The sequence below is a fragment of the Sphingomonas sp. JUb134 genome, from assembly GCF_004341505.2.
Taxonomy (GTDB): Bacteria; Pseudomonadota; Alphaproteobacteria; order Sphingomonadales; family Sphingomonadaceae; genus Sphingomonas.
On record NZ_SLYP02000001.1, the window covers coordinates 978,518 to 997,102 of the forward strand.

Here is an 18,585-nt window from a genome sequence, read left to right on the forward strand (position 1 = left end):
GCTGGATGGGGGACGCGCGGCATGGGCCGGGGCGGCGGCGGTGGCGTGCGCCCTGCTGCTCGGCGCCTGCGATGCGACCGAGCCCAAGCTGCCCGAGCGCAAGTCCGAGGCGAAGGCCTCCGACTTCCCGGCGGCCGACCGGCCGGTGGCGACCATCGTGTCGGCGCGCTGGTCGACCGAGGAAGCGCGCGACCGGCTGAACGAGGCCGAGGAAGTGATGGACGGCGCCGGCATCGCCAAGGGGATGACGGTCGCCGACATCGGCGCGGGCGAGGGCTATTACACGATCCGCCTGACCCAGCGCGTCGGCCCGGACGGCCGGGTGCTGGCCGAGGACATCGTGCCGGAGGTACGCGACGCGCTGGCCCAACGCGTGGCGCGCGAGCGGCTCGACAATGTCAGCGTGCGGCTGGGCAAGGCCGACGACCCGCGGCTGCCCGAGGCGAGCTTCGACCGGGTGCTGATGGTGCACATGTACCATGAGATCGCCGAGCCCTATGCGTTCCTGTGGCACCTGCGCCCGTCGCTGCGCCCGGATGGGCTGGTCGTGGTGGTGGATGCCAACCGTGCAACGCAGAACCACGGCACGCCGCCGGCGCTGCTGCGCTGCGAGTTCGAGGCGGTCGGCTATCGCCAGGTGTCGATGCGGCCGATGCCGTCCGCGGGCGGCTATCTGGCGACCTTCCAGGCGGTGGGGCCGCGGCCGGAGCCCAGCGCGATCCGCCCGTGCCGGCTGAACCCGCCGGCGCCCAAGGCAGGCTAGGCTTCCGCACGCGCAGCCGCTACGCCGGCGGCATGCAGCAATATCTCGACCTGATGCAGCGCGCGCTCGACACGGGCGTGGAGACGATGGACCGCACCGGCGTCGGCACCCGTTCGGTCTTCGGCCACCAGATGCGCTTCGACCTTTCGGCGGGCTTTCCGGTGCTCACCACCAAGAAGCTGCACCTGCGCTCGATCATCGTCGAGCTGCTGTGGTTCCTACGCGGCGACACCAACGTCCGCTGGCTGCAGGAGCGCAAGGTGAGCATTTGGGACGAGTGGACCGACGAATCGGGCGACCTCGGCCCCGTCTATGGCAAGCAGTGGCGCGACTGGGAGACGGCCGATGGGCGTCACCTGGACCAGATCGCCGAGCTGATCGCCACGCTGAAAAGCAATCCGGCGTCCCGGCGGATGGTGGTCTCCGCCTGGAACCCGGGCGACCTGCCGGCGATGGCGCTGGCGCCGTGCCACTGCCTGTTCCAGTGCCATGTCGCGAACGGCAAGCTGTCGCTGCAGCTCTACCAGCGCTCGGCCGACATTTTCCTGGGCGTGCCGTTCAACATCGCGAGCTATGCGCTGCTGACCCATATCCTGGCGGACCAGTGCGGGCTGGAGGTCGGCGAGTTCGTGTGGACGGGCGGGGACTGCCACCTCTACCTCAACCACCTGGACCAGGCGCGCGAGCAGCTGTCGCGCACGGCCACCGCGCTGCCGCGGCTGAAGATCCTGCGCCGGCCGGACGGCATCGACGGCTATGAACTGGAGGATTTCGTGCTCCACGACTACCACGCGCAACCGCATATCAAGGCGCCGGTGGCGGTATGATCGTCTTCCACCTGGCGCGGGCCGACAATGGCGTGATCGGACGCGACGGGCAGCTGCCCTGGCACCTGCCGGCCGACCTCAAGCGGTTCAAGGCGGGCACCATGGGCAAGCCGATGGTGATGGGCAGGAAGACGTTCGAGAGCTTCCCGAGCCCGCTGCCGGGGCGGCGGCACATCGTGCTGACGCGCGACCCCAGCTGGAATGCACCGGGTGCCGAGGTGGCGCATGATCCGGAGGCGGCGCTGGCGCTGGCCGGCGATGGCGAGGTGGCGGTGATCGGCGGGGCCGAGGTGTTCGCGCTGTTCCTGCCGCAGGCGGACAGGATCGAGCTGACCGAGGTCCATGCCGCACCCGAGGGGGATGCGGTGGTGCCGACGTTCGAGGGCTGGCGGGAAGTGGCGCGGGAAGAATTTCCGGCCGAGGGCGAGCGGCCGGGTTGCAGCTTCGTAACACTGGTGCGGTAGCAAGGCCGCGAACGGTAGCACCCGGTGCCCTGGGTTCCTGCCTGCGCAGGAGCACGGTAGAGTTGGAGCGCGGCCGCCGTTGACGCGCACATGGTTTGCCTGCGCGTCGGCTTTCCCTATAGCGCGGGGCATGGAGCGGCTGGACGGCAGCTCGGCGGTCCCCGCAGGGTTGCGCGGCGGGATCGTCGCGCTTGGCAATTTCGATGGTTTCCACCTCGGGCACCAGGCGGTGGTGCGCCGGGCGGTGACGCGCGCGCATGCCGAGGGCCGGCCGGCGATCGTCGCCACCTTCGACCCGCACCCGATTCGCCACTTCCGGCCCGATGCCGCGCCGTTCCGCCTAACGACGCTCGACCAGCGCGAGCGGCTGTTCGCCGAAGCCGGCGCCGATGCGATGCTGGTGTTCCGGTTCGATGCCGCGCTCGCGAGCCTGTCGGCCGCGGCGTTCGTCGAAGAGCGGCTGCGCGGGCTGGCGGGGATCGGCGGGGTGGTTACGGGCGCCGACTTCACCTTTGGCAAGGGGCGTGACGGCGATGTCGCGGTGCTGGCGGCGCTGGGCGCGGTGCAGGGCTTCTCCGTCGACACGGTGGCACCGGTCGAGGACGGGGGCGAGCCGGTCTCGTCCAGCCGCATTCGCGCGCTGTTGGAAGCGGGCAAGCCGGCGGAGGCCGCAGCGCTGCTGACCCGGCCGTTCGCGATCCAGGGCGTGGTGGAGCCGGGCGCGCGCCTGGGGCGGGAACTGGGCTTCCCGACCGCCAACCTGACGCTCGGCAGCTATCTGCGCCCCGCCTATGGCATCTATGCGGTGCGCGGGCGGCTGGCGGACGGGCGCGTGCTCGACGGGGTCGCAAACCTGGGAATCCGGCCGATGATCGAGCCGCCGCTGGAGCTGCTCGAGCCGCACTTCTTCGACTTCTCCGGGGACCTGTATGGGCAGCGGATCGAGGTCGACCTGATCGAGTATCTGCGGCCGGAGTGGCGGTTCGACGGGCTGGATGCGCTGAAGGCGCAGATCGCGCGCGATTGCGAGGACGCGCGGGCGGTGCTTGCGGGGACGGCGCGCCCATAGCGCGCACCGTGCTCCTGCGGAGGCAGGAGCCTAGAGGTATCCGCCGTTGCGCTTTGCTGCCCTGGGCTCCTGCCTGCGCAGGAGCACGACCGGGGCACAAAGATCCCGCGAAGGCAGCTGGCCAGTATCGGTGATTCCGAAGCGGAGCGCGCCCTCTCGTAGCGCTCCCAACTGGGCCCCGGCCTTCGCCGGGGTACGAGCGCGGTGATGACGCCCTTAGGCGGCGCGGCGCATTTCCAGGCGACCCCAGATTTCGACCAGCGCGTCGGTGAGTTCGCGCATCATCGACTCGTCATGGGCGGGGCCGGGGGTGAAGCGGAGGCGCTCGGTGCCGCGGGGCACGGTCGGGAAGTTGATCGGCTGAACATAGACGCCGTACTCGGCGAGCAGGATGTCGCTGACGCGCTTGGCCTTGACCGGATCGCCGACCATCAGCGGCACGATGTGGGTGGTCGAATCCATCACCGGCAGGCCGGCGTCGCGGAACATCGCCTTGAGCTTGGCGGCAGCGACCTGCTGCCCCTCGCGCTCGGCCGAGGAGGCCTTCAGGTGGCGGACGCTGGCGAGGGCGCCGGCGACCAGCACCGGCGACAGCGAGGTCGTGAAGATGAAGCCGGGCGCATAGCTGCGGATCACGTCGATGATCGTGCGATCGGCCGCGATATAGCCGCCCATCACGCCGAACGCCTTGCCGAGCGTGCCCTCGATGATGTTGAGGCGGTCGGCGACGCCGTCACGCTCCGAAATGCCGCCGCCGCGTGCACCGTACATGCCGACGGCATGGACCTCGTCGAGATAGGTCAGGGCGTTGTACTTGTCGGCGAGGTCGCAGATCTCGGCGATCGGGGCGATGTCGGCGTCCATCGAATAGACGCTTTCGAACGCGATCAGCTTGGGCGCCTGCGGATCCGACTCGGCCAGCAGCTCCTCAAGGTGCTCCAGGTCGTTGTGGCGGAAGACTCGCTTCTCGCAGCCCGAGTTGCGGATGCCCGCGATCATCGAGGCGTGGTTGAGCTCGTCCGAAAAGATGATGCAGCCCGGCAGCACCTTGGCCAGCGTCGCCAGCGTCGCCTCGTTCGAGACATAGCCGCTGGTGAACAGCAGCGCGCCTTCCTTGCCGTGCAGGTCGGCCAGCTCGCTTTCGAGGTCGATGTGATAATGGGTGTTGCCACCGATGTTGCGGGTGCCGCCGGAGCCGGCGCCGACGTCGTGCAGCGCCTCTTCCATGGCGGCGATCACCTTGGGGTGCTGCCCCATCGCCAGATAGTCGTTGGAGCACCAGACCGTGATCGGCTTGGGCCCGTTATGCCCGGCGAAGCAGCGCGCGTTGGGGAACATGCCCTTGTTGCGCAAAATGTCGATGAAGACGCGGTAGCGCCCCTCGGCATGGAGCCTGTCGATCGCCTGGTTGAAGACGCGGCTGTAATCGACCGCGCGAACGGTTTCGTCGCTGGACATGCCGGTCTGCATAACGACAGGACCCTTGTTTTTCTACTCTCAAAGCCTCGTTTAGAGCGAGCGTCGCGTTCGATTACAGCAGTTTGATCTGGGTCAAGCCGAAGCGGGCGAGGGCAGGCCGGAGCAACTCGATCCCCGGATCGGCGCCGGTGAACACCGCCGTGCCTTCGCCCGGAGCGTCGGGCCAGTCGGCGCCATCGAGGAGATGCGCGACGCGACGGGCGATGCCCTCGCCGCCATCGACGAACTGCACCGGGCGCCCGGCGGCGGCCTCCAGCCGGTCCGCGACCAGCGGGAAATGGGTGCAGGCGTTGACGACCACGTCGATGCGGTCGCCGTCGGGCTGATCGAGCAGCCCTGCGAGCACGACGCGATAGGCGTCGTCCTCCGCCTCCTCGCCGCGCAGGCGTGCCTCGGCGAGGGCGACCAACGCGGCGGAGCCGTGGCGCAGGACGCGGCAATCGGCGGCGAATCGGGTGGCCAGGTCGTCGACATAGGGTTGGCGCACCGTCGCCTCGGTCCCGAGCACGCCGATGACGCGCGTGCGGCTCAACTCGGCCGCGGGCTTGATGGCGGGAACGGTGCCGACCACGGGCAGGTCGAGCGCGGCGCGCACCGCCGGCAGCGCGATGGTGGAGGCGGTGTTGCAGGCGATCACGATCAGCCGGGGATGAAAGCGCTCCGCCAGCCGCCCCAGCAGTGCCGGGACGCGTGCGGCGATCTCCGCCTCGCTGCGGGTGCCATAGGGGTAGCCTGCCGAGTCGGCTGCGTAGACGATCGGCGCCTGTGGCAGCAGCCGCTGGGTGGGGGCGAGCACCGACAGACCGCCGACGCCGGAGTCGAAGAACAGGATCGGGCGGGAGTCGGGCATGCGGGGCAGATCCTTGCGCGCGGAGAGACGTTCCCGCTTTGATCGAGGTTGTTGCGCCCCGATACCGAAACGCCTAGCGTCGGGGCAACAGGGGTACGAAATCAGTCTTGCCAACCGACTTCTCATCGGCGCCGGCGCTTTGCGCAATGTTGCTCGGCTATCTGCTGGGCGCGATCCCGTTCGGGCTGCTGCTCGCGCGGTGGTTCGGCGCGGGCGACCTGCGGGCGATCGGATCGGGCAACATCGGCGCGACCAACGTGCTGCGCACCGGGCGCAAGGGGCTGGCGGCGGCGACGCTGCTGCTCGACGCCGCCAAGGGCGCGCTCGCAGTGGTGTTGGCCGAATGGCTGTTCCCCGGCCATGGCCCGTTCGCCGCGGCGACGGCGTTTCTGGGCCATTGCTATCCCGTCTGGCTGCGGTTCCGCGGTGGCAAGGGCGTCGCGACGATGCTGGGCGTGGTGCTCGCGCTCCATTGGCCGAGCGCGCTGGTGTTCGCGGTCGTGTGGTTGGGGCTGCTCGCGCTGCTGCGCATCTCCTCGGTGGCGGGCATGACCGCCTGCATCTCCGCACCGGTGAGCGCCGCCTGGTTCGGGCAGTTCGACCTGGTCCTGCTGCTGCTGGGAATGGCCGCGGTGGCGCTGTGGAAGCATCGCGAGAATCTGGGCCGGTTGCTCGACGGCACCGAACCCCGCGTCGGCAGCCGCAAGGGTGGCTGACGCCGACCCGCGGATCGATCGGCTCCGGCTGATCCGTTCCGCGAACGTCGGCCCCATCACCTATCGCCAGCTGGTTGCGCGCTTCGGCAGCGCGACCGCCGCCTTGGAGGCCCTGCCGCACCTGGCCGCGCGCGGCGGCGGGCGCGCGCCGGTGATCGCGTCCGAGGACGCGGTGATGCGGGAGATCGCGCGGACCGAGCGGCTGGCCGCGCGCTATCTGTTCCTGGACGATGCCGACTATCCGCCGCTGCTGGCGGAGATCGAGAATGCGCCGCCTGCGCTGATCCTGCGCGGGAGGCTGGAGCTGGTTGCACGGCCGTGCGTGGCGATGGTCGGCGCGCGCAATGCGTCGGCTGCCGCCTGCCGATTCGCACGCCAGCTGGCCGAGGCGCTGGCAGGCGAGGGAATCACCGTCGTCTCCGGCCTGGCGCGCGGGATCGATACCGCGGCGCATGCGGGATCGCTTGCCGGCGGGACGGTGGGGGTGATCGCGAGCGGGATCGACATCGCGTTTCCGCCGGAGAATGCCGCGCTGCAGGAGTCGGTGGCGGAGCGGGGCCTGCTGGTGGCGGAGCAGCCGCCGGGAACGGAGCCGCGCGCGCGGCACTTTCCGTATCGCAACCGGATCATCGCTGGCCTGTCGCAGGGGACGGTGGTGGTGGAGGCGGCGCCGAAGTCCGGATCGCTGATCACCGCACGACTCGCGGCGGAAGCAGGGCGCGAGGTGATGGCGGTGCCCGGCAGCCCGCTAGACCCGCGGGCGCAGGGCTGCAACCTGCTGATCCGGGAAGGGGCGACGCTGATCCAGTCGGCAGCCGACGTGGCGGAGATGCTGCGCCCGATCGATCCACGCAGCGTCCGCTCACCGAGCAGCCGGTATGCGGCCGAGCCGGTCGCCGAGGATGCCGGCGAGGCAGAGCGGCGGCGGGTGACGGACTTGCTCAGCCCCGTGCCGGTGCCGGTGGACGAGCTGGTCCGCCAATCCGCGCTTCCCGCAGCCGTGGTGCAGATCGTGCTGCTGGAGCTGGAGCTTGCCGGGCGGCTGGAGCGGCATGCGGGCGGGCGGGCGAGCCTGGCGGGCTGAGGCAAGGTCAGCGACGCCGTCGCCGGGCGCGGGAGTGTCACATCAGGAGCGAGGACGGGGGGCGTCGTCCTCAAGGGCGGTGCCGCCGCCCATGCCCATGCCGCCCATGCCTCCTCCCATGCCGCCGCCGCCGCCACCACCACCACCACCGCTGCCGCCGCGCTCGCCTTCCTTTCCGCGCGCCCCGGAACTGGCCGGACGGCTGGGGCCCTGGAGCGGCATGGCGAGGTCGGCGGGGATCGGATCGAGGCCCAGCGCCTCCCGGATGAAGTCGCGCAACGCCACCACCAGCGCATGGGTGTGGACCGGGCGGCCGGCGACGAGTTCCTCCACCGCCTGCCGGGCCAGACGGACGTGCTGCTCGGTTCCGAGCAGGATGATGTCGGAAAGCGCCGCTTCGACGGCGTCGCGGATGCGGCGGGTGCGCTCGGAGCCGGCGGCGCGCTCTGCCGTGAGGTCGAGCGCCGCCATCGGTTCGGTAGCGGCGCCGGCATCGCTGCGGCGGCGCAGGTCGCGCAGGTGGGTGGGGTCGACGGTCAGGTCCCCGGTGAACGAGCCGCCGAGCGTCTTGTAGGCGGCGATCAACGTGCGGAGCCGCTCGTTGATCTGCCGGTTCATGCGCTCCCGGCGCTGCTGGATGGTCATCATCATCACCAGCCGGGTGCCGACGCCGATCAGGGTGAAGAGCGCGAGCCCGACCAGCGTCGTGAGCACGCTGTGCCAGTCGGTGAAATCCAGATTCCGCATATCCTGCCTCCCGCGGCGATCCCTGGGGTGGGGAACGCCCGGGCGGGAGGCTGGTGCCGGTCAGGCAGGCAGGACCGCGACGTTGTCGATCAGGCGGGTGTTGCCGATCCGTGCGGCGGCGAGCAGCCGCATCGGCTGGCCGGGAACAGGATCGCCCAAGGTCTCCGCATCGACCAGCGCGATATAGTCGGTCTCGAACCCGGCCTGGGCGAGCATGTCGCGGGCCTGGGAGAGCGCCTCGTCGGCAGCCCCGCCCTTTTCAAGCGTGCGCGCGGCGATGCCGAGCGCGCGGGGGAGGGCGACGGCACGCTGGCGCTCGTCGGGATCGAGGTAGAGGTTGCGGGACGACAGGGCGAGGCCGTCGTCGTCGCGCTGGGTCGGCACGCCCACCACCTCGATGCCCAGGTCGAGATCGGTCGCCATGCGGCGGATCACCGCGAGCTGCTGGAAATCCTTTTCGCCGAACAGGGCGACGTCGGGGCGGACCTGGCCGAAGAGCTTGGCGACGACGGTGGCGACGCCGTCGAAGTGGCCGGCACGATGCGCGCCCTCAAGGATGTCGCTGACGCCCGACACCGAGACGGTGGTGGCGAAGCCCTCGGGATAGATTTCCTCGACCGACGGCATCCACAGGACGTCGGCGCCTGCTTCCGTCAGCATGCGGGCATCCTGCATCTCGCGCCGGGGATAGCGGGCGAGATCCTCATTGGGGCCGAACTGCTTGGGATTGACGAAGATCGACACCACCACGCGGTTGGCGCGGCGGCGCGCGGCATCGACCAGGGCCATGTGGCCGGCATGCAGCGCGCCCATGGTGGGAACGAGGGCGACGCTGTCCCCTGCGGCGCGGTAAGAAGCCAGCGCGTCGCGAAGCGCGTCGAGCTGACGGATGGTTTGCACGGCCCCAATGCCTCCGGTAAGAATGAGAAGGCGGCCTTCTATGGGGGTGCCGCCACGGGATCAACACCATGGCACCAGCACCAGGGTACCAACAGGGGACAGCAGGCACCTTGAGCACGGCCTCAAACGGATTGCACGTCATCGTGTTCGCCAACGAGAAGGGCGGCACGGGCAAGTCGACGACCGCGGTTCACGTCGCGATCGCACTTGCCGCCAAGGGGGCGCGGGTGGCGGCGTTCGACCTGGACCATCGCCAGCGCACGCTGGGTCGTTATCTGGACAATCGCGCGGAGACGGCGCGGCGGCAAGGCGGCACCCTGCCGATGCCGATCCATGCGACGCACGACGGCGAGAGCATGGACTTCTTCACCGACACGCTGGAGCGTCTGTCGGAAGAGGCCGACTATCTGGTGATCGACACGCCGGGCCGCGACGATCCGTTCGCGCGCATGGCCGTCACCAACGCCGACACGCTGGTCACGCCGATGAACGACAGCTTCGTCGACTTCGACCTGATCGGCCAGGTGCATCCGGAAACGTTCAAGGTCACGCGGCCGAGCTTCTATTCGGAGCTGATCTGGGAAACGCGCAAGCATCGCGCCCGCGCCGACGGGTCGACGATCGACTGGGTGGTGCTGCGCAACCGCCTGCAGCACATCGAGGCGCGCAACATGCGGCGCGTGTCCGAGGCGATCGAGCAGCTGTCCAAGCGCGTCGGCTTCCGGGTGATCCCGGGGCTGTCGGAGCGCGTGATCTATCGCGAGCTGTTCCCCAAGGGTCTGACCATGCTCGACAGCCGCGAGTTCGGCGCGATGGGGCTGAGCCACGTCGCCGCGCGCCAGGAACTGCGCGAGATGATGGCCGGGCTGGCGCTGCCGGACCCGGTCGTGCCTTCTGCCGCAGCCTGATGCTGAAGGTCCTTCTGGTCGCGGCGGTGCTGGTGGGGCTGTGGCTGTACCTGCGCCCGCGCAAGCCTGTGCTGACGGGCGAGGCCGAGGCGCGGCAGGTGCTGGGCGTCGGCCCAGATGCGGACGAGGCGACGATCCGCGCCGCCCATCGGCGGCTGGTGGGCGCCGTCCATCCCGACCGCGGCGGCTCAGCCGACCTCACCCGTCGGGTGAATGCAGCCCGCGACGTGCTGCTCGGCCGGTTGCGACATTGAACTTTCCGCGGCGTCGCGCGATCTGACGCCACCGAATTCCAGGGAGAAAGCCATGAGCCACGTCTTCGACCCCACCTCGCTGCGCGAATATGACATCCGCGGGGTGGTCGGCAAAACCCTGGGCACGGCGGACGCGACCGCGATCGGCCGCGGCTTCGGCACGATCGTGCGCCGCGCCGGCGGCACCCGCGTGGCGGTGGGCCGCGACGGCCGCGTGTCCTCGCTCGAGCTCGAGGCGGCGCTGGTCCAGGGCCTGACGCAGAGCGGTGTCGACGTGGTGCGGGTCGGCCTGGGGCCGACGCCGATGCTCTATTACGCCGAGGCGACGCTGGAGGTCGACGGCGGCATCATGATCACCGGCAGCCACAACCCGGCCGACTACAACGGCTTCAAGATGGTGCTGCAGCACAAGCCGTTCTTCGGCGAGGACATCCAGAAGCTGGGCCGCATGGGCGCCGAGGGCGACTGGGAAGAGGGCGAAGGCACCGTCAGCGACTATGACATCGAGGACGCCTATGTCGGGCGCCTGATGGCAGGCTATGCCGGCGGCGCGTACCGGATCGGCTGGGACGCCGGCAACGGTTCGGCAGGCCGGGTGATCGAGAAGCTCACCGAGCTGCTGCCGGGCGAGCACCACCTGCTGTTCACCGACATCGACGGGCGCTTCCCCAACCACCATCCCGACCCCACCGAGGAAAAGAACCTGGCGGCGCTCAAGCAGCTGGTGGCGGACAAGAACCTCGACTTCGGCATCGCCTTTGACGGCGACGGCGATCGCATCGGCGCAATCGACGGCACCGGCCGGGTGATCTGGGGCGACCAGCTGCTGTCGATCCTGGCCGAGCCGGTGCTGAAGGAACTGCCGGGCGCGACGATCATCGCCGACGTGAAGGCGAGCCAGGCGCTGTACGACCGCATCGCCGAGCTGGGCGGCGAGCCGCTGATGTGGAAGACGGGCCACAGCCTCATCAAGACCAAGATGAAGGAAACCAACTCGCCGCTCGCCGGCGAGATGTCGGGCCACATCTTCTTCGCGCACGACTATTACGGGTTCGACGACGCCCCCTATGCGGCGGTGCGGCTGATCCGCGCGGTGCACATGATCGGCAAGTCGATGACCGAGATCCGGTCTGCGATGCCCGAGATGATCAACACCCCGGAAATGCGTTTCCAGGTGGACGAGAGCCGCAAGTTCGCGGTGGTCGACGAGATCCTGGAGCGGCTGGAAGCGGCCGGCGCGGACGTCAACCGCACCGACGGCGCGCGCGTCAACACGCCGGACGGCTGGTGGCTGCTGCGCGCGTCCAACACCCAGGACGTGCTGGTGGCGCGCGCCGAGGCCAAGAGCCAGGAAGGGCTGGACCGGCTGATGGCGCAGATCGACGAGCAGCTGGCGCTGAGCGGGCTGCAGCGCGGGCCGCAGGCGGCGCACTGATCGGGCGCGGGCCGGGCGAGGGTGCCTGGCCCGCCGCCTGCCGCGGCAAGCGGCAACCGGTCTGAAACGCGCGGGCTGGCAATTCGCGCCCGCCTGCCCCATTTCGGGGCCATGGCTTCCCCCCAGATCGTTCGCGTCATCGACCTCGAAACCACCGGCAACGCACCCCCCGCGCATGGGGTGTGCGAGATCGGCTGGCAGGATGTGGCGCTGGGCGAGGACGGGCGCTGGGAACTGGTGGGCGAGGGCGGATCGCAACTCGTCAATCCGGGCCGGATGATCCCGCCGGTCACCCAGGCCATCCACCATATCCTCGACGAGCAGGTCGCCGACGCGCCCTATTGGCACGACGTCGCGCGGCGGGTGCTGGACCCCTATCCGCGGCGGATCGCGCTGGCGGCGCACCGGGCGGATTTCGAGCAGAAGTTCTGCACGGCGCCCCTGACCCATGGCGCCGACTGGATCTGCACCTGGAAATGCGCGCTGCGGCTGTGGCCGGACTCGCCGGGCTTTTCCAACCAGATGCTGCGCTATTGGCGGCGGCCGCACGGCATCGAGCATGAGCGCGGCCTGCCGGCGCATCGCGCCTTCCCGGACGCCTATGTGACCGCATTCCACCTGCGCGACATGCTGAACGAGGCGAGCATCGCGCAGCTGATCGAATGGTCGAACCTGCCCGGGCTGCTGCCGCGCGTGCGCTATGGTCCGGACCGGGGGCGCGAGTGGACGGAGATCGACGACGATTCGCTCGACGGCTTCCTGTCGGACCGGGACGAGGACGTGCGGTACACCGCGGAGCAGGAGCTGGCGCGGCGGCAGAACGGCGGCGCGGTCGGCCGTACGCGCGAGGACTGGTTGCTGCTGTAGAGTACGCAAGGCAAGAAGGCTTGGCGGCTGGATCGTTAGAGCCGCTAGGTTCCCCAACTGGGCCCCGGCCTTCGCCGGGGTACGATGAAGGGTTGGGGGCGGGTGTGCCGCCCGGCGCTCAGCGGCGGCCGGCGATCAGGGTGCGGGTGCCTTCCAGTGCCATGCCGTAGACCAGGTGCGAGGCGAGGCCGTAGCCGTGGCTGGCGAGCGACGCCTGCCAGGGGCCGGGCGCCAGGCCCGCGGCCGGGACGGCGGCTTCGTCGACCAGCAGCGAGGTGACGAGGCCATAGGCGCCGCCGAAACCGCGGCGGGTGGCGGGCTGATATTCCGCGAGCACGCCGTAGATGCCGCCCAGGGCGGCGCCGACCAGATAATGGACCGCCTGCCCGGCGGCGGCGCGGTTCGGCTCGGCGACCGGGTGGCCGGTGGCAGCCCGGCTGACGCGGTCGGCGGCCTTCACCGTCGCGGGATCCTCGTCGCTGTCAGAGGGCATGAGGCGGGCAGCGGCGGCCTGGAAGCCGGCCATGGCGGCGGAGGCGACGACCCCGGCGGCGATGCCGGCAACGAGGCCGAGGAAGGGGCGGGGAGCGGTGTCGGCCATGCGGCGTCCTTTGCTGGAGGCTGTGGCGACAACGAGCGTCCGCGCGAACCGCTCCCTGGCCGGATCAATAGGGGACGCGTTCGGCCTTCAGGCGGTGGGCGGCGAGTTGCGCCTGGACGCTGTCCTTGCCCGCGAGATGGCCGGCGCCGACCGCGACGAAGACGGTGCCGGGCTTTGCCATGCGATCCGCGATCCAGTTGGCCCAGCGGACGTTGCGGTCCAGCAGCAGGATCTTGGCGACTTCCGGGGTCGCATCGAGCCCCTCGTTCATCGTCTCGGCCAGCGCATCCGGATCGCCCGCCGACCACTGGGCCACCATCTTGCCGACTTCCTTCTCGGCATCGGGCAACTGCTTGATGGTGTCGGTGAGGAAGGCGATCTGGGACTTTTCGGACAGGCTGTCGAAATAGCCGAACTGTTGTTCGAGGGTTTCCAGGCCCGTGACGCGCTTGCCCGCCTGTTTGGCGGCGGCGGTGAGCGCCTGTTCGGCGCCGCTGTTGGGATCATAGCCGGCCTTCACCAGCTTGAGCACCGTCAGGTTGGTGGCCGCAAACCACGGATCGAAGCGGTCGAAGCTCGCCGCCGGCACGCCGACATCGGCGAGCGCTGCCAGATAGGCCTTGCGGGTGTCGGCGGGCAGCCGCTCTTCGAGGCCGGGACCGGTGGGGTTGATGGCGGTGGCGATCAACGCCTTTTGCACCGTCTGCGGATCGGGGAGCACGACCTCCTGCACCAGCTCGTCGCTGCGGTCGAAGGCGGTCTTCACCGCCTCGTCGAACCAGCTGAGGCCGGGTTTCAGCAGATGGATGGTGCCGAAGAGATAGACGGTGGTGTCCGCGTCCTTCACCACCCAGAGCGCGGGATCGGCATCGACGGTCTGCGCCTGGGCGGCGGGTGCGGCCGCCTGATGCGCGGCGAGCGGTGTCGTCCAGGCGGCAAAGGCGAACAGGCCGGCGGCACGCAGCAGGGTCTTGATCATCCGGTTCTCATCCTTTGGCAGCAGCCGTGCGTTGCGCCCGAGCGGGCGGGCTGTGTCAAGCATCGGCGGGAAGATCCGCCTCGGCATAGCGCCGGGCGATGACGGCGCAGGCGAGCAGCTGGAGCTGGTGGAAGATCATCAGCGGCAGTATCAGCGCGCCGACCTGGGCTGCCGGGAACAGCACGCCCGCCATGGGCACGCCCGAGGCGAGGCTCTTCTTCGAACCGCAGAAGACAATCGCGATCTCGTCCGCGCGCGAGAAACCGAGGCGGCGCGCCAGCGTACGGGTGGCGAACAGCACCACCGCGAGCAGCAGGCAGCAGACGATCGTGACCAGCACCAGCTGCCAGGCGGGGACGCGGTGCCAGAGCCCCTCGATCACCGCGGCGCTGAAGGCAGTGTAGACGACGAGCAGGATCGAGCCGCGGTCGACCGTGGAGACCAGCGGCTTGTGCCGTTCGATGAAGCCGCCGACGAGCGGGCGGGCGAGATGGCCGACGATGAAGGGGAGCAGCAGCTGGAGCGCGATCTCCTCGATGGCGGCAAGCGAGTCGCCGCCGCTCGCGGATACGCCCATCAGCAGCGCGACGAGCACGGGCGTGATGAAGATGCCGGCGATGTTGGAGAGGGATGCGCTGCACACCGCCGCCGGGACGTTGCCGCGGGCTATGGCGGTGAAGGCGATCGAGGACTGGACCGTGGAGGGCAGGAGCGTGAGGAACAGCAACCCTTGCGCGAGTGCCGGGGAGAGGAACCAGGACGAGCTCCACTCGACGCCCAGCCCCAGCAGCGGGAACATCAGGAAGGTGGCGGCGAACACGACCAGGTGCAGCCGCCAGGCGGTGAGGCCGGCGACGATCGCGGCGCGCGACAGCTTGGCGCCGTGGAGGAAGAAGAGCAGCGCGATCGCCGCCTGCGTCAGCAGGGCAAAGCCCTCCGCCACGCGGCCGCGGCAGGGAAGCAGCGTCGCCACCACCACCGTCGCGATCAGCAGCATGCTGTAGCCGTCGATGCTGGCGGTGAGTCGGCGGAAGAGCGGCGGGCGGGGCAAGGACGTCATGCGGCCTCCCTACCGGAGAGCAGCGGAGGCGCCGAGTAGAATCCTGCGACGAACCAAACAGGTACAAAGCGCTTGACATCGTCACGCTGATGTGGAACAAGACAGGAACGCTGAGGAATTGCGGGCGGGGCTGAAGCCGAAGGGCTGCGGCCCCGTCTTGCGTTCGGGGGAGGGGCGATGGCGCGGCAGATCGGGACGGGATCGAAAGCAGCATCGGGAACGGGGCGCACCCGCTCGATCGGGGTAGGGGTGCAAAGCGCGTTCCTGGACCACCTGGCGGCGACCGGCAGCGTGGAGGCAGCCGCCGAGGCGGTCGCGATCGCGCCGCTGCAGGCCTATGCCGCGTGCCGGAGCGACGCCGGCTTTGCCGAGGGCTGGCGCGCCGCGCTGCGGGTCGGATACGACCGGCTGGAGGCGATGCTGATCGAGCGCACGGCCGCGGTGCTGACCGGCGCGTCGAACGATCCGCTGGAAACGCCGGACGTGCTGTTCGCGCTGCGGCTGATCGAGCGGCAGCGCGAGGCGGAAGCGCCGAGCGGCAAGCGCGCCAGGGCAGGCGCGGGCGCGGCGGACAAGACGGATGCGGCGATCCTCAAGCGGCTGGCGATGCTGAGCAAGCGCCATGCCGCCGAGGAGGCGCGGGCGCGCCGGACCCAGGAGGGGGGCGATGCGTGAGCCCCGCGGAAGAACGCGAGGCGGCGATGCGGGCGCTGGCCCGTGCCGACCCGGCCACGCAGGCGGCTACGCTGGCGATCCTGTCGCCGGAGCAGCGGCGTGAGCTGCTGCATCGCTGGGAGCGCTGGGCGCATCCCGGCCAGCTGCCGACCGCGGAAGGCTGGCGGATCTGGCTGATCCTGGCCGGCCGCGGCTTTGGCAAGACGCGGGCGGCGTCCGAGTGGGTGTCCGAGTTCGCGCGCAGCCACCCCCAGGCGCGGATCGCGCTGGTGGGGGCGACGCTGGACGACGTGCACCGGGTGATGGTGGGCGGCGAGGGCGGGTTGCAGGCGAGCGCGCACGACGACGAGCCGATGCTGTGGAAGGGAGGCGTGCTGCACTTCGCCTCGGGGGCAAAGGCGTTCGCCTATTCGGCGGAGGCGCCCGAGAAGCTGCGCGGACCCGAGCACCATGCCGGCTGGTGCGACGAGATCGCCAAGTGGCGCCTGGGCGACGCGGCCTGGGACAATCTGATGATGGGAATGCGGCTGGGAACGCATCCGCAGCTGGTGGTGACGACCACGCCCAAGCCGGGCGCGCTGCTGCGGCGGGTGCGGACGCTGCCGGGCGTGCACGAGACGCACGGCCGGACGGTGGACAACCCGCACCTGCCGGCAAGCTTCGTCGAGGCGATGGCCGCGCAATATGCGGGCACGCGGCTGGGGCGGCAGGAGCTCGACGGGGAGTTGCTGGAGGATGTGCAGGGAGCACTGTGGACGCGCGGGCTGATCGAGCGGTGCCGGGTAGCGGCCGCGCCCGAACTGGTGCGGGTGGTGGTGGGCGTCGACCCGCCCGCGAGTGCGGAAGGGGATGCGTGCGGGATCGTGGCGGCGGGCCTGGGCGGGGACGGGCGCGGATACGTGCTGGAGGATGCGAGTGCCTCCGGACTGACGCCCGACGGTTGGGCCCGAGCGGTGGCAGCGTGCGCCGCGCGCCACGATGCGGATCGGGTGGTGGCAGAGGCGAATCAGGGCGGCGCGATGGTGGAGACGGTGCTGCGCACGGCCGAGGCGGCGCTGCCGGTGCGGCTGGTGCATGCCTCGCGCGGCAAGTCGGCACGGGCCGAGCCGATCGCCGCCCTCTATGAACGCGGCCGGATCGCGCATGCCGGCAGCTACCCGGCGCTGGAGGACGAGCTGTGCGGGCTGGTGGCGGGCGGCGGCTATGAGGGTCCCGGCCGGTCCCCCGACCGTGCCGACGCGCTGGTGTGGGCAATGGACGAGCTGATGCTCGGCCGCCGCGGGGCTGCCTCGGTACGGGGGCTGTGAGCCTGGATCAGGTGAAGAGCGACAGGAACAGGAGCACGAAGGCGGCGGCGCAGACGCTGCCGCCGATGGTGAGGTGGCGGGTGGCGGAGCGGGCATAGGGCTCGCCCCCGGCGGGGCGGACCTGCTGGCGGCGGATGCGCCAGCCGGCCCAGACGAACATGCCGCCCAGCCAGAACAGCATCAGCGATGCGGGGAACAGGGCGAAGTGTGCGCTTTGCGGCATCCAGACTCTCCTTGGCGGAGGAAGCTAGCATGAAATGGTTCGGCAGGAAGAGCCTGGGCGCACAGGGCACACAGGGCACACAGGGCGCACAGGGTGCACAGGGCGCGGCGGGCGAGGGACGGCGGCCGGCGCTGTCGCCGGGCGGATCGGTCGCGGCGCTGGGCAGCTGGCCAACGAGCTACGAGGCGCAGGTGCGCGCGGGTTATCTGGAGAATGCGATCGCGCAGCGCGCGGTGCGGATGGTGGCCGAGGGCGTCGCGGCCGCGCCGGTCACGGGCGTGGACCCGGAGCTGGTGCGGCTGGTGTGCCGCCGCTCGGCGGGCCAGGTGCTGGTGGAGACGATCGCGGCGCAGCTGCTGCTGCACGGCAATGCCTTCGTGCAGTTGCTGGACGATGGGCGCGGCGGGGTGGGCGAGCTCTATGCGCTTCGGCCCGAGCGGGTGAGCGTGGAGCCGGACGCCAATGGCTGGCCGGTGGCGTTCCGGTACCGAGTGGGGGCGCAGGTGCAGCAGCTGGCGGCGGAGGATGCCCGGGGGCGGGCGGCGGTGGTGCACATCAAGGCGTTCCATCCGCTCGACGATCATTATGGGCTGGGGTGCCTGGGGGCGGCGGCGGGAGCGATCGCGGTCCACAATGCGGCGGCGCGCTGGAACAAGGCGCTGCTCGACAATGCGGCGCGGCCCTCGGGGGCGCTGGTCTATGACCCCGGCGACGGCGGCGTGCTGTCGCGCGACCAGTTCGATCGGTTGCGCGCGGAGATGGAAGCGGGCTTTGCGGGTGCCGCCAACGCGGGGCGGCCGATGCTGCTCGAAGGCGGGCTCAAGTGGCAGGCGATGAGCCTGACGCCGGCCGACATGGATTTCAACGGGCTGAAGGCACAGGCGGCGCGGGAGATCGCGCTCGCGTTCGGGGTGCCGCCGATGCTGCTCGGGCTGCCCGGCGACAACACCTACGCCAATTATCGCGAGGCCAATCGCGCGCTGTGGCGGCTGTCGATCCTGCCGCTTGCCGAGCGGATCCTGGCGGAGCTGAGCCAAGGATTGGCCGGGCATTTCGCGGAGCCGGCGCTGTCGGTGGACCTCGATCGGGTGCCGGCGCTGGCGGAGGACCGCGAGCGGCTGTGGGGCCAAGTGAGCGGGGCGGAGTTCCTGACGCGCGAGGAGAAGCGGGCGATGGTGGGGGTGGGGCCGGTGGTCGGCGCCGGCCTCTAACCTCGCAGGGGCAGGGTGCAGGTGAGGGTGGTCCGTTCGAAGCGGCCGCCCTGGGCCGCGCATTGCTTGCCGCGGACGAAGGGCAGCACGAACGCGATCGAGACCAGGGCCGCAAGTGCGGCGAACAGGACGATGCGGAGCCGGCGACGCATGGCCGGGACGTAAC

Annotated in this window: 22 protein-coding genes; 13 read left to right on the top strand and 9 right to left on the bottom strand. The window is 70.5% G+C overall.

The annotated features are described in order from the left end of the window. The first annotated feature begins 1 nt into the window (after position 1). The 4 genes from EDF69_RS04560 (at position 2) to EDF69_RS04575 (ending at position 3,123) form a co-directional block, all read left to right on the top strand. Complete coding sequence (locus EDF69_RS04560; protein WP_132882484.1) at positions 2-763, top strand: class I SAM-dependent methyltransferase; 762 nt, start codon at positions 2-4, stop codon at positions 761-763. 32 nt (positions 764-795) lie between these two features. Then, positions 796-1,590 (top strand): thymidylate synthase, encoded by a 795-nt coding sequence (locus EDF69_RS04565; protein ID WP_132882485.1) that lies wholly within the window; start codon positions 796-798, stop codon positions 1,588-1,590. After that, positions 1,587-2,054: a dihydrofolate reductase gene (locus tag EDF69_RS04570; protein ID WP_132882367.1), complete on the top strand. Its 468-nt coding sequence runs from the start codon at positions 1,587-1,589 to the stop codon at positions 2,052-2,054. The genes EDF69_RS04565 and EDF69_RS04570 overlap by 4 nt, the downstream gene beginning before the upstream one ends. A gap of 130 nt (positions 2,055-2,184) precedes the next feature. Further along, on the top strand, positions 2,185-3,123 hold the full coding sequence (locus EDF69_RS04575) for a bifunctional riboflavin kinase/FAD synthetase (protein WP_132882368.1): 939 nt from the start codon (positions 2,185-2,187) through the stop codon (positions 3,121-3,123). A 216-nt stretch (positions 3,124-3,339) separates the two neighbouring features. On the opposite strand, the gene hemA is transcribed toward EDF69_RS04575, so the two are convergent. After that, on the bottom strand, positions 3,340-4,581 hold the full coding sequence (hemA, locus tag EDF69_RS04580; protein ID WP_132882369.1) for a 5-aminolevulinate synthase: 1,242 nt from the start codon (positions 4,579-4,581) through the stop codon (positions 3,340-3,342). Between the two features lie 73 nt (positions 4,582-4,654). Then, a complete protein-coding gene (gene murI, locus EDF69_RS04585) occupies positions 4,655-5,452 on the bottom strand; it encodes a glutamate racemase (RefSeq protein ID WP_132882370.1) in 798 nt (265 codons plus the stop codon). A gap of 146 nt (positions 5,453-5,598) precedes the next feature. Here murI and plsY point away from each other — a divergent pair, with 146 nt between their 5' ends. Both plsY and dprA read left to right on the top strand, forming a co-directional pair. Continuing rightward, positions 5,599-6,168 (top strand): glycerol-3-phosphate 1-O-acyltransferase PlsY, encoded by a 570-nt coding sequence (gene plsY / locus EDF69_RS04590; protein ID WP_132882371.1) that lies wholly within the window; start codon positions 5,599-5,601, stop codon positions 6,166-6,168. Next, positions 6,161-7,252, top strand: a complete 1,092-nt coding sequence (dprA, locus tag EDF69_RS04595; RefSeq protein ID WP_132882372.1) for a DNA-processing protein DprA — start codon at positions 6,161-6,163, stop codon at positions 7,250-7,252. The genes plsY and dprA overlap by 8 nt, the downstream gene beginning before the upstream one ends. Before the next feature lie 42 nt (positions 7,253-7,294). Here the strand turns inward: dprA and EDF69_RS04600 are convergent, their stop codons facing one another. Both EDF69_RS04600 and panC read right to left on the bottom strand, forming a co-directional pair. After that, positions 7,295-7,999, bottom strand: a complete 705-nt coding sequence (locus tag EDF69_RS04600) for a hypothetical protein (protein WP_204991314.1) — start codon at positions 7,997-7,999, stop codon at positions 7,295-7,297. Positions 8,000-8,059: 60 nt separating this feature from the next. Next, positions 8,060-8,899, bottom strand: a complete 840-nt coding sequence (gene panC, locus EDF69_RS04605) for a pantoate--beta-alanine ligase (RefSeq protein WP_132882373.1) — start codon at positions 8,897-8,899, stop codon at positions 8,060-8,062. Positions 8,900-8,967: 68 nt separating this feature from the next. On the opposite strand from panC, the gene EDF69_RS04610 reads away from it, so the two are divergent. From EDF69_RS04610 to EDF69_RS04625, 4 genes are all read left to right on the top strand, one after another. Beyond that, entirely contained in the window at positions 8,968-9,807 is an 840-nt protein-coding gene (locus tag EDF69_RS04610; protein WP_125961750.1) for a division plane positioning ATPase MipZ, read from the top strand. Beyond that, positions 9,807-10,061 (top strand): J domain-containing protein, encoded by a 255-nt coding sequence (locus EDF69_RS04615; protein WP_125961749.1) that lies wholly within the window; start codon positions 9,807-9,809, stop codon positions 10,059-10,061. Before EDF69_RS04610 ends, EDF69_RS04615 begins: the two co-directional genes overlap by 1 nt. A gap of 52 nt (positions 10,062-10,113) precedes the next feature. Then, on the top strand, positions 10,114-11,496 hold the full coding sequence (gene pgmG / locus EDF69_RS04620) for a phosphoglucomutase/phosphomannomutase PgmG (protein ID WP_132882374.1): 1,383 nt from the start codon (positions 10,114-10,116) through the stop codon (positions 11,494-11,496). A 111-nt stretch (positions 11,497-11,607) separates the two neighbouring features. Beyond that, the gene (locus EDF69_RS04625; RefSeq protein WP_125961747.1) at positions 11,608-12,363 is read left to right on the top strand and encodes a 3'-5' exonuclease; all 756 of its coding nucleotides are present in this window, start codon (positions 11,608-11,610) and stop codon (positions 12,361-12,363) included. Between the two features lie 118 nt (positions 12,364-12,481). On the opposite strand, the gene EDF69_RS04630 is transcribed toward EDF69_RS04625, so the two are convergent. From EDF69_RS04630 to EDF69_RS04640, 3 genes are all read right to left on the bottom strand, one after another. Then, a complete protein-coding gene (locus EDF69_RS04630; protein WP_132882375.1) occupies positions 12,482-12,964 on the bottom strand; it encodes a DUF1440 domain-containing protein in 483 nt (160 codons plus the stop codon). Positions 12,965-13,028: 64 nt separating this feature from the next. Further along, positions 13,029-13,943, bottom strand: a complete 915-nt coding sequence (locus tag EDF69_RS04635; protein WP_132882376.1) for a TraB/GumN family protein — start codon at positions 13,941-13,943, stop codon at positions 13,029-13,031. Between the two features lie 55 nt (positions 13,944-13,998). After that, positions 13,999-15,003, bottom strand: coding sequence for a bile acid:sodium symporter family protein (locus EDF69_RS04640; RefSeq protein WP_132882377.1), 1,005 nt, complete (start codon positions 15,001-15,003; stop codon positions 13,999-14,001). Positions 15,004-15,180: 177 nt separating this feature from the next. Here EDF69_RS04640 and EDF69_RS04645 point away from each other — a divergent pair, with 177 nt between their 5' ends. Beyond that, the gene (locus EDF69_RS04645; RefSeq protein WP_132882378.1) at positions 15,181-15,678 is read left to right on the top strand and encodes a hypothetical protein; all 498 of its coding nucleotides are present in this window, start codon (positions 15,181-15,183) and stop codon (positions 15,676-15,678) included. A 26-nt stretch (positions 15,679-15,704) separates the two neighbouring features. After that, positions 15,705-16,985, top strand: a complete 1,281-nt coding sequence (locus EDF69_RS04650) for a DNA-packaging protein (RefSeq protein WP_132882486.1) — start codon at positions 15,705-15,707, stop codon at positions 16,983-16,985. A 7-nt stretch (positions 16,986-16,992) separates the two neighbouring features. On the opposite strand, the gene EDF69_RS04655 is transcribed toward EDF69_RS04650, so the two are convergent. Beyond that, positions 16,993-17,208, bottom strand: a complete 216-nt coding sequence (locus EDF69_RS04655) for a hypothetical protein (RefSeq protein ID WP_125961742.1) — start codon at positions 17,206-17,208, stop codon at positions 16,993-16,995. Between the two features lie 29 nt (positions 17,209-17,237). Here EDF69_RS04655 and EDF69_RS04660 point away from each other — a divergent pair, with 29 nt between their 5' ends. Continuing rightward, positions 17,238-18,419: a phage portal protein gene (locus EDF69_RS04660; RefSeq protein ID WP_132882379.1), complete on the top strand. Its 1,182-nt coding sequence runs from the start codon at positions 17,238-17,240 to the stop codon at positions 18,417-18,419. Here EDF69_RS04660 and EDF69_RS04665 read toward each other — a convergent pair. Next, the gene (locus EDF69_RS04665; RefSeq protein ID WP_165889972.1) at positions 18,416-18,571 is read right to left on the bottom strand and encodes a hypothetical protein; all 156 of its coding nucleotides are present in this window, start codon (positions 18,569-18,571) and stop codon (positions 18,416-18,418) included. The two genes, EDF69_RS04660 and EDF69_RS04665, sit on opposite strands and share 4 nt — an antisense overlap. Positions 18,572-18,585 lie beyond the last annotated feature (14 nt).

Bases quoted from the DNA above. Each gene is read 5' to 3' on its own strand.
- EDF69_RS04575 (WP_132882368.1), top strand. From the start codon at position 2,185: ATGGAGCGGCTGGACGGCAGCTCGGCGGTCCCCGCAGGGTTGCGCGGC.
- EDF69_RS04600 (WP_204991314.1), bottom strand. From the start codon at position 7,999: ATGCGGAATCTGGATTTCACCGACTGGCACAGCGTGCTCACGACGCTG.
- EDF69_RS04610 (WP_125961750.1), top strand. From the start codon at position 8,968: ATGGCACCAGCACCAGGGTACCAACAGGGGACAGCAGGCACCTTGAGC.
- pgmG (WP_132882374.1), top strand. From the start codon at position 10,114: ATGAGCCACGTCTTCGACCCCACCTCGCTGCGCGAATATGACATCCGC.
- EDF69_RS04660 (WP_132882379.1), top strand. From the start codon at position 17,238: ATGAAATGGTTCGGCAGGAAGAGCCTGGGCGCACAGGGCACACAGGGC.
- EDF69_RS04625 (WP_125961747.1), top strand. From the start codon at position 11,608: ATGGCTTCCCCCCAGATCGTTCGCGTCATCGACCTCGAAACCACCGGC.
- EDF69_RS04630 (WP_132882375.1), bottom strand. From the start codon at position 12,964: ATGGCCGACACCGCTCCCCGCCCCTTCCTCGGCCTCGTTGCCGGCATC.
- EDF69_RS04565 (WP_132882485.1), top strand. From the start codon at position 796: ATGCAGCAATATCTCGACCTGATGCAGCGCGCGCTCGACACGGGCGTG.
- EDF69_RS04650 (WP_132882486.1), top strand. From the start codon at position 15,705: ATGCGGGCGCTGGCCCGTGCCGACCCGGCCACGCAGGCGGCTACGCTG.
- EDF69_RS04615 (WP_125961749.1), top strand. From the start codon at position 9,807: ATGCTGAAGGTCCTTCTGGTCGCGGCGGTGCTGGTGGGGCTGTGGCTG.
- EDF69_RS04635 (WP_132882376.1), bottom strand. From the start codon at position 13,943: ATGATCAAGACCCTGCTGCGTGCCGCCGGCCTGTTCGCCTTTGCCGCC.
- EDF69_RS04640 (WP_132882377.1), bottom strand. From the start codon at position 15,003: ATGACGTCCTTGCCCCGCCCGCCGCTCTTCCGCCGACTCACCGCCAGC.
- murI (WP_132882370.1), bottom strand. From the start codon at position 5,452: ATGCCCGACTCCCGCCCGATCCTGTTCTTCGACTCCGGCGTCGGCGGT.
- plsY (WP_132882371.1), top strand. From the start codon at position 5,599: ATGTTGCTCGGCTATCTGCTGGGCGCGATCCCGTTCGGGCTGCTGCTC.
- EDF69_RS04655 (WP_125961742.1), bottom strand. From the start codon at position 17,208: ATGCCGCAAAGCGCACACTTCGCCCTGTTCCCCGCATCGCTGATGCTG.
- EDF69_RS04570 (WP_132882367.1), top strand. From the start codon at position 1,587: ATGATCGTCTTCCACCTGGCGCGGGCCGACAATGGCGTGATCGGACGC.
- EDF69_RS04645 (WP_132882378.1), top strand. From the start codon at position 15,181: ATGGCGCGGCAGATCGGGACGGGATCGAAAGCAGCATCGGGAACGGGG.
- hemA (WP_132882369.1), bottom strand. From the start codon at position 4,581: ATGTCCAGCGACGAAACCGTTCGCGCGGTCGATTACAGCCGCGTCTTC.
- EDF69_RS04665 (WP_165889972.1), bottom strand. From the start codon at position 18,571: ATGCGTCGCCGGCTCCGCATCGTCCTGTTCGCCGCACTTGCGGCCCTG.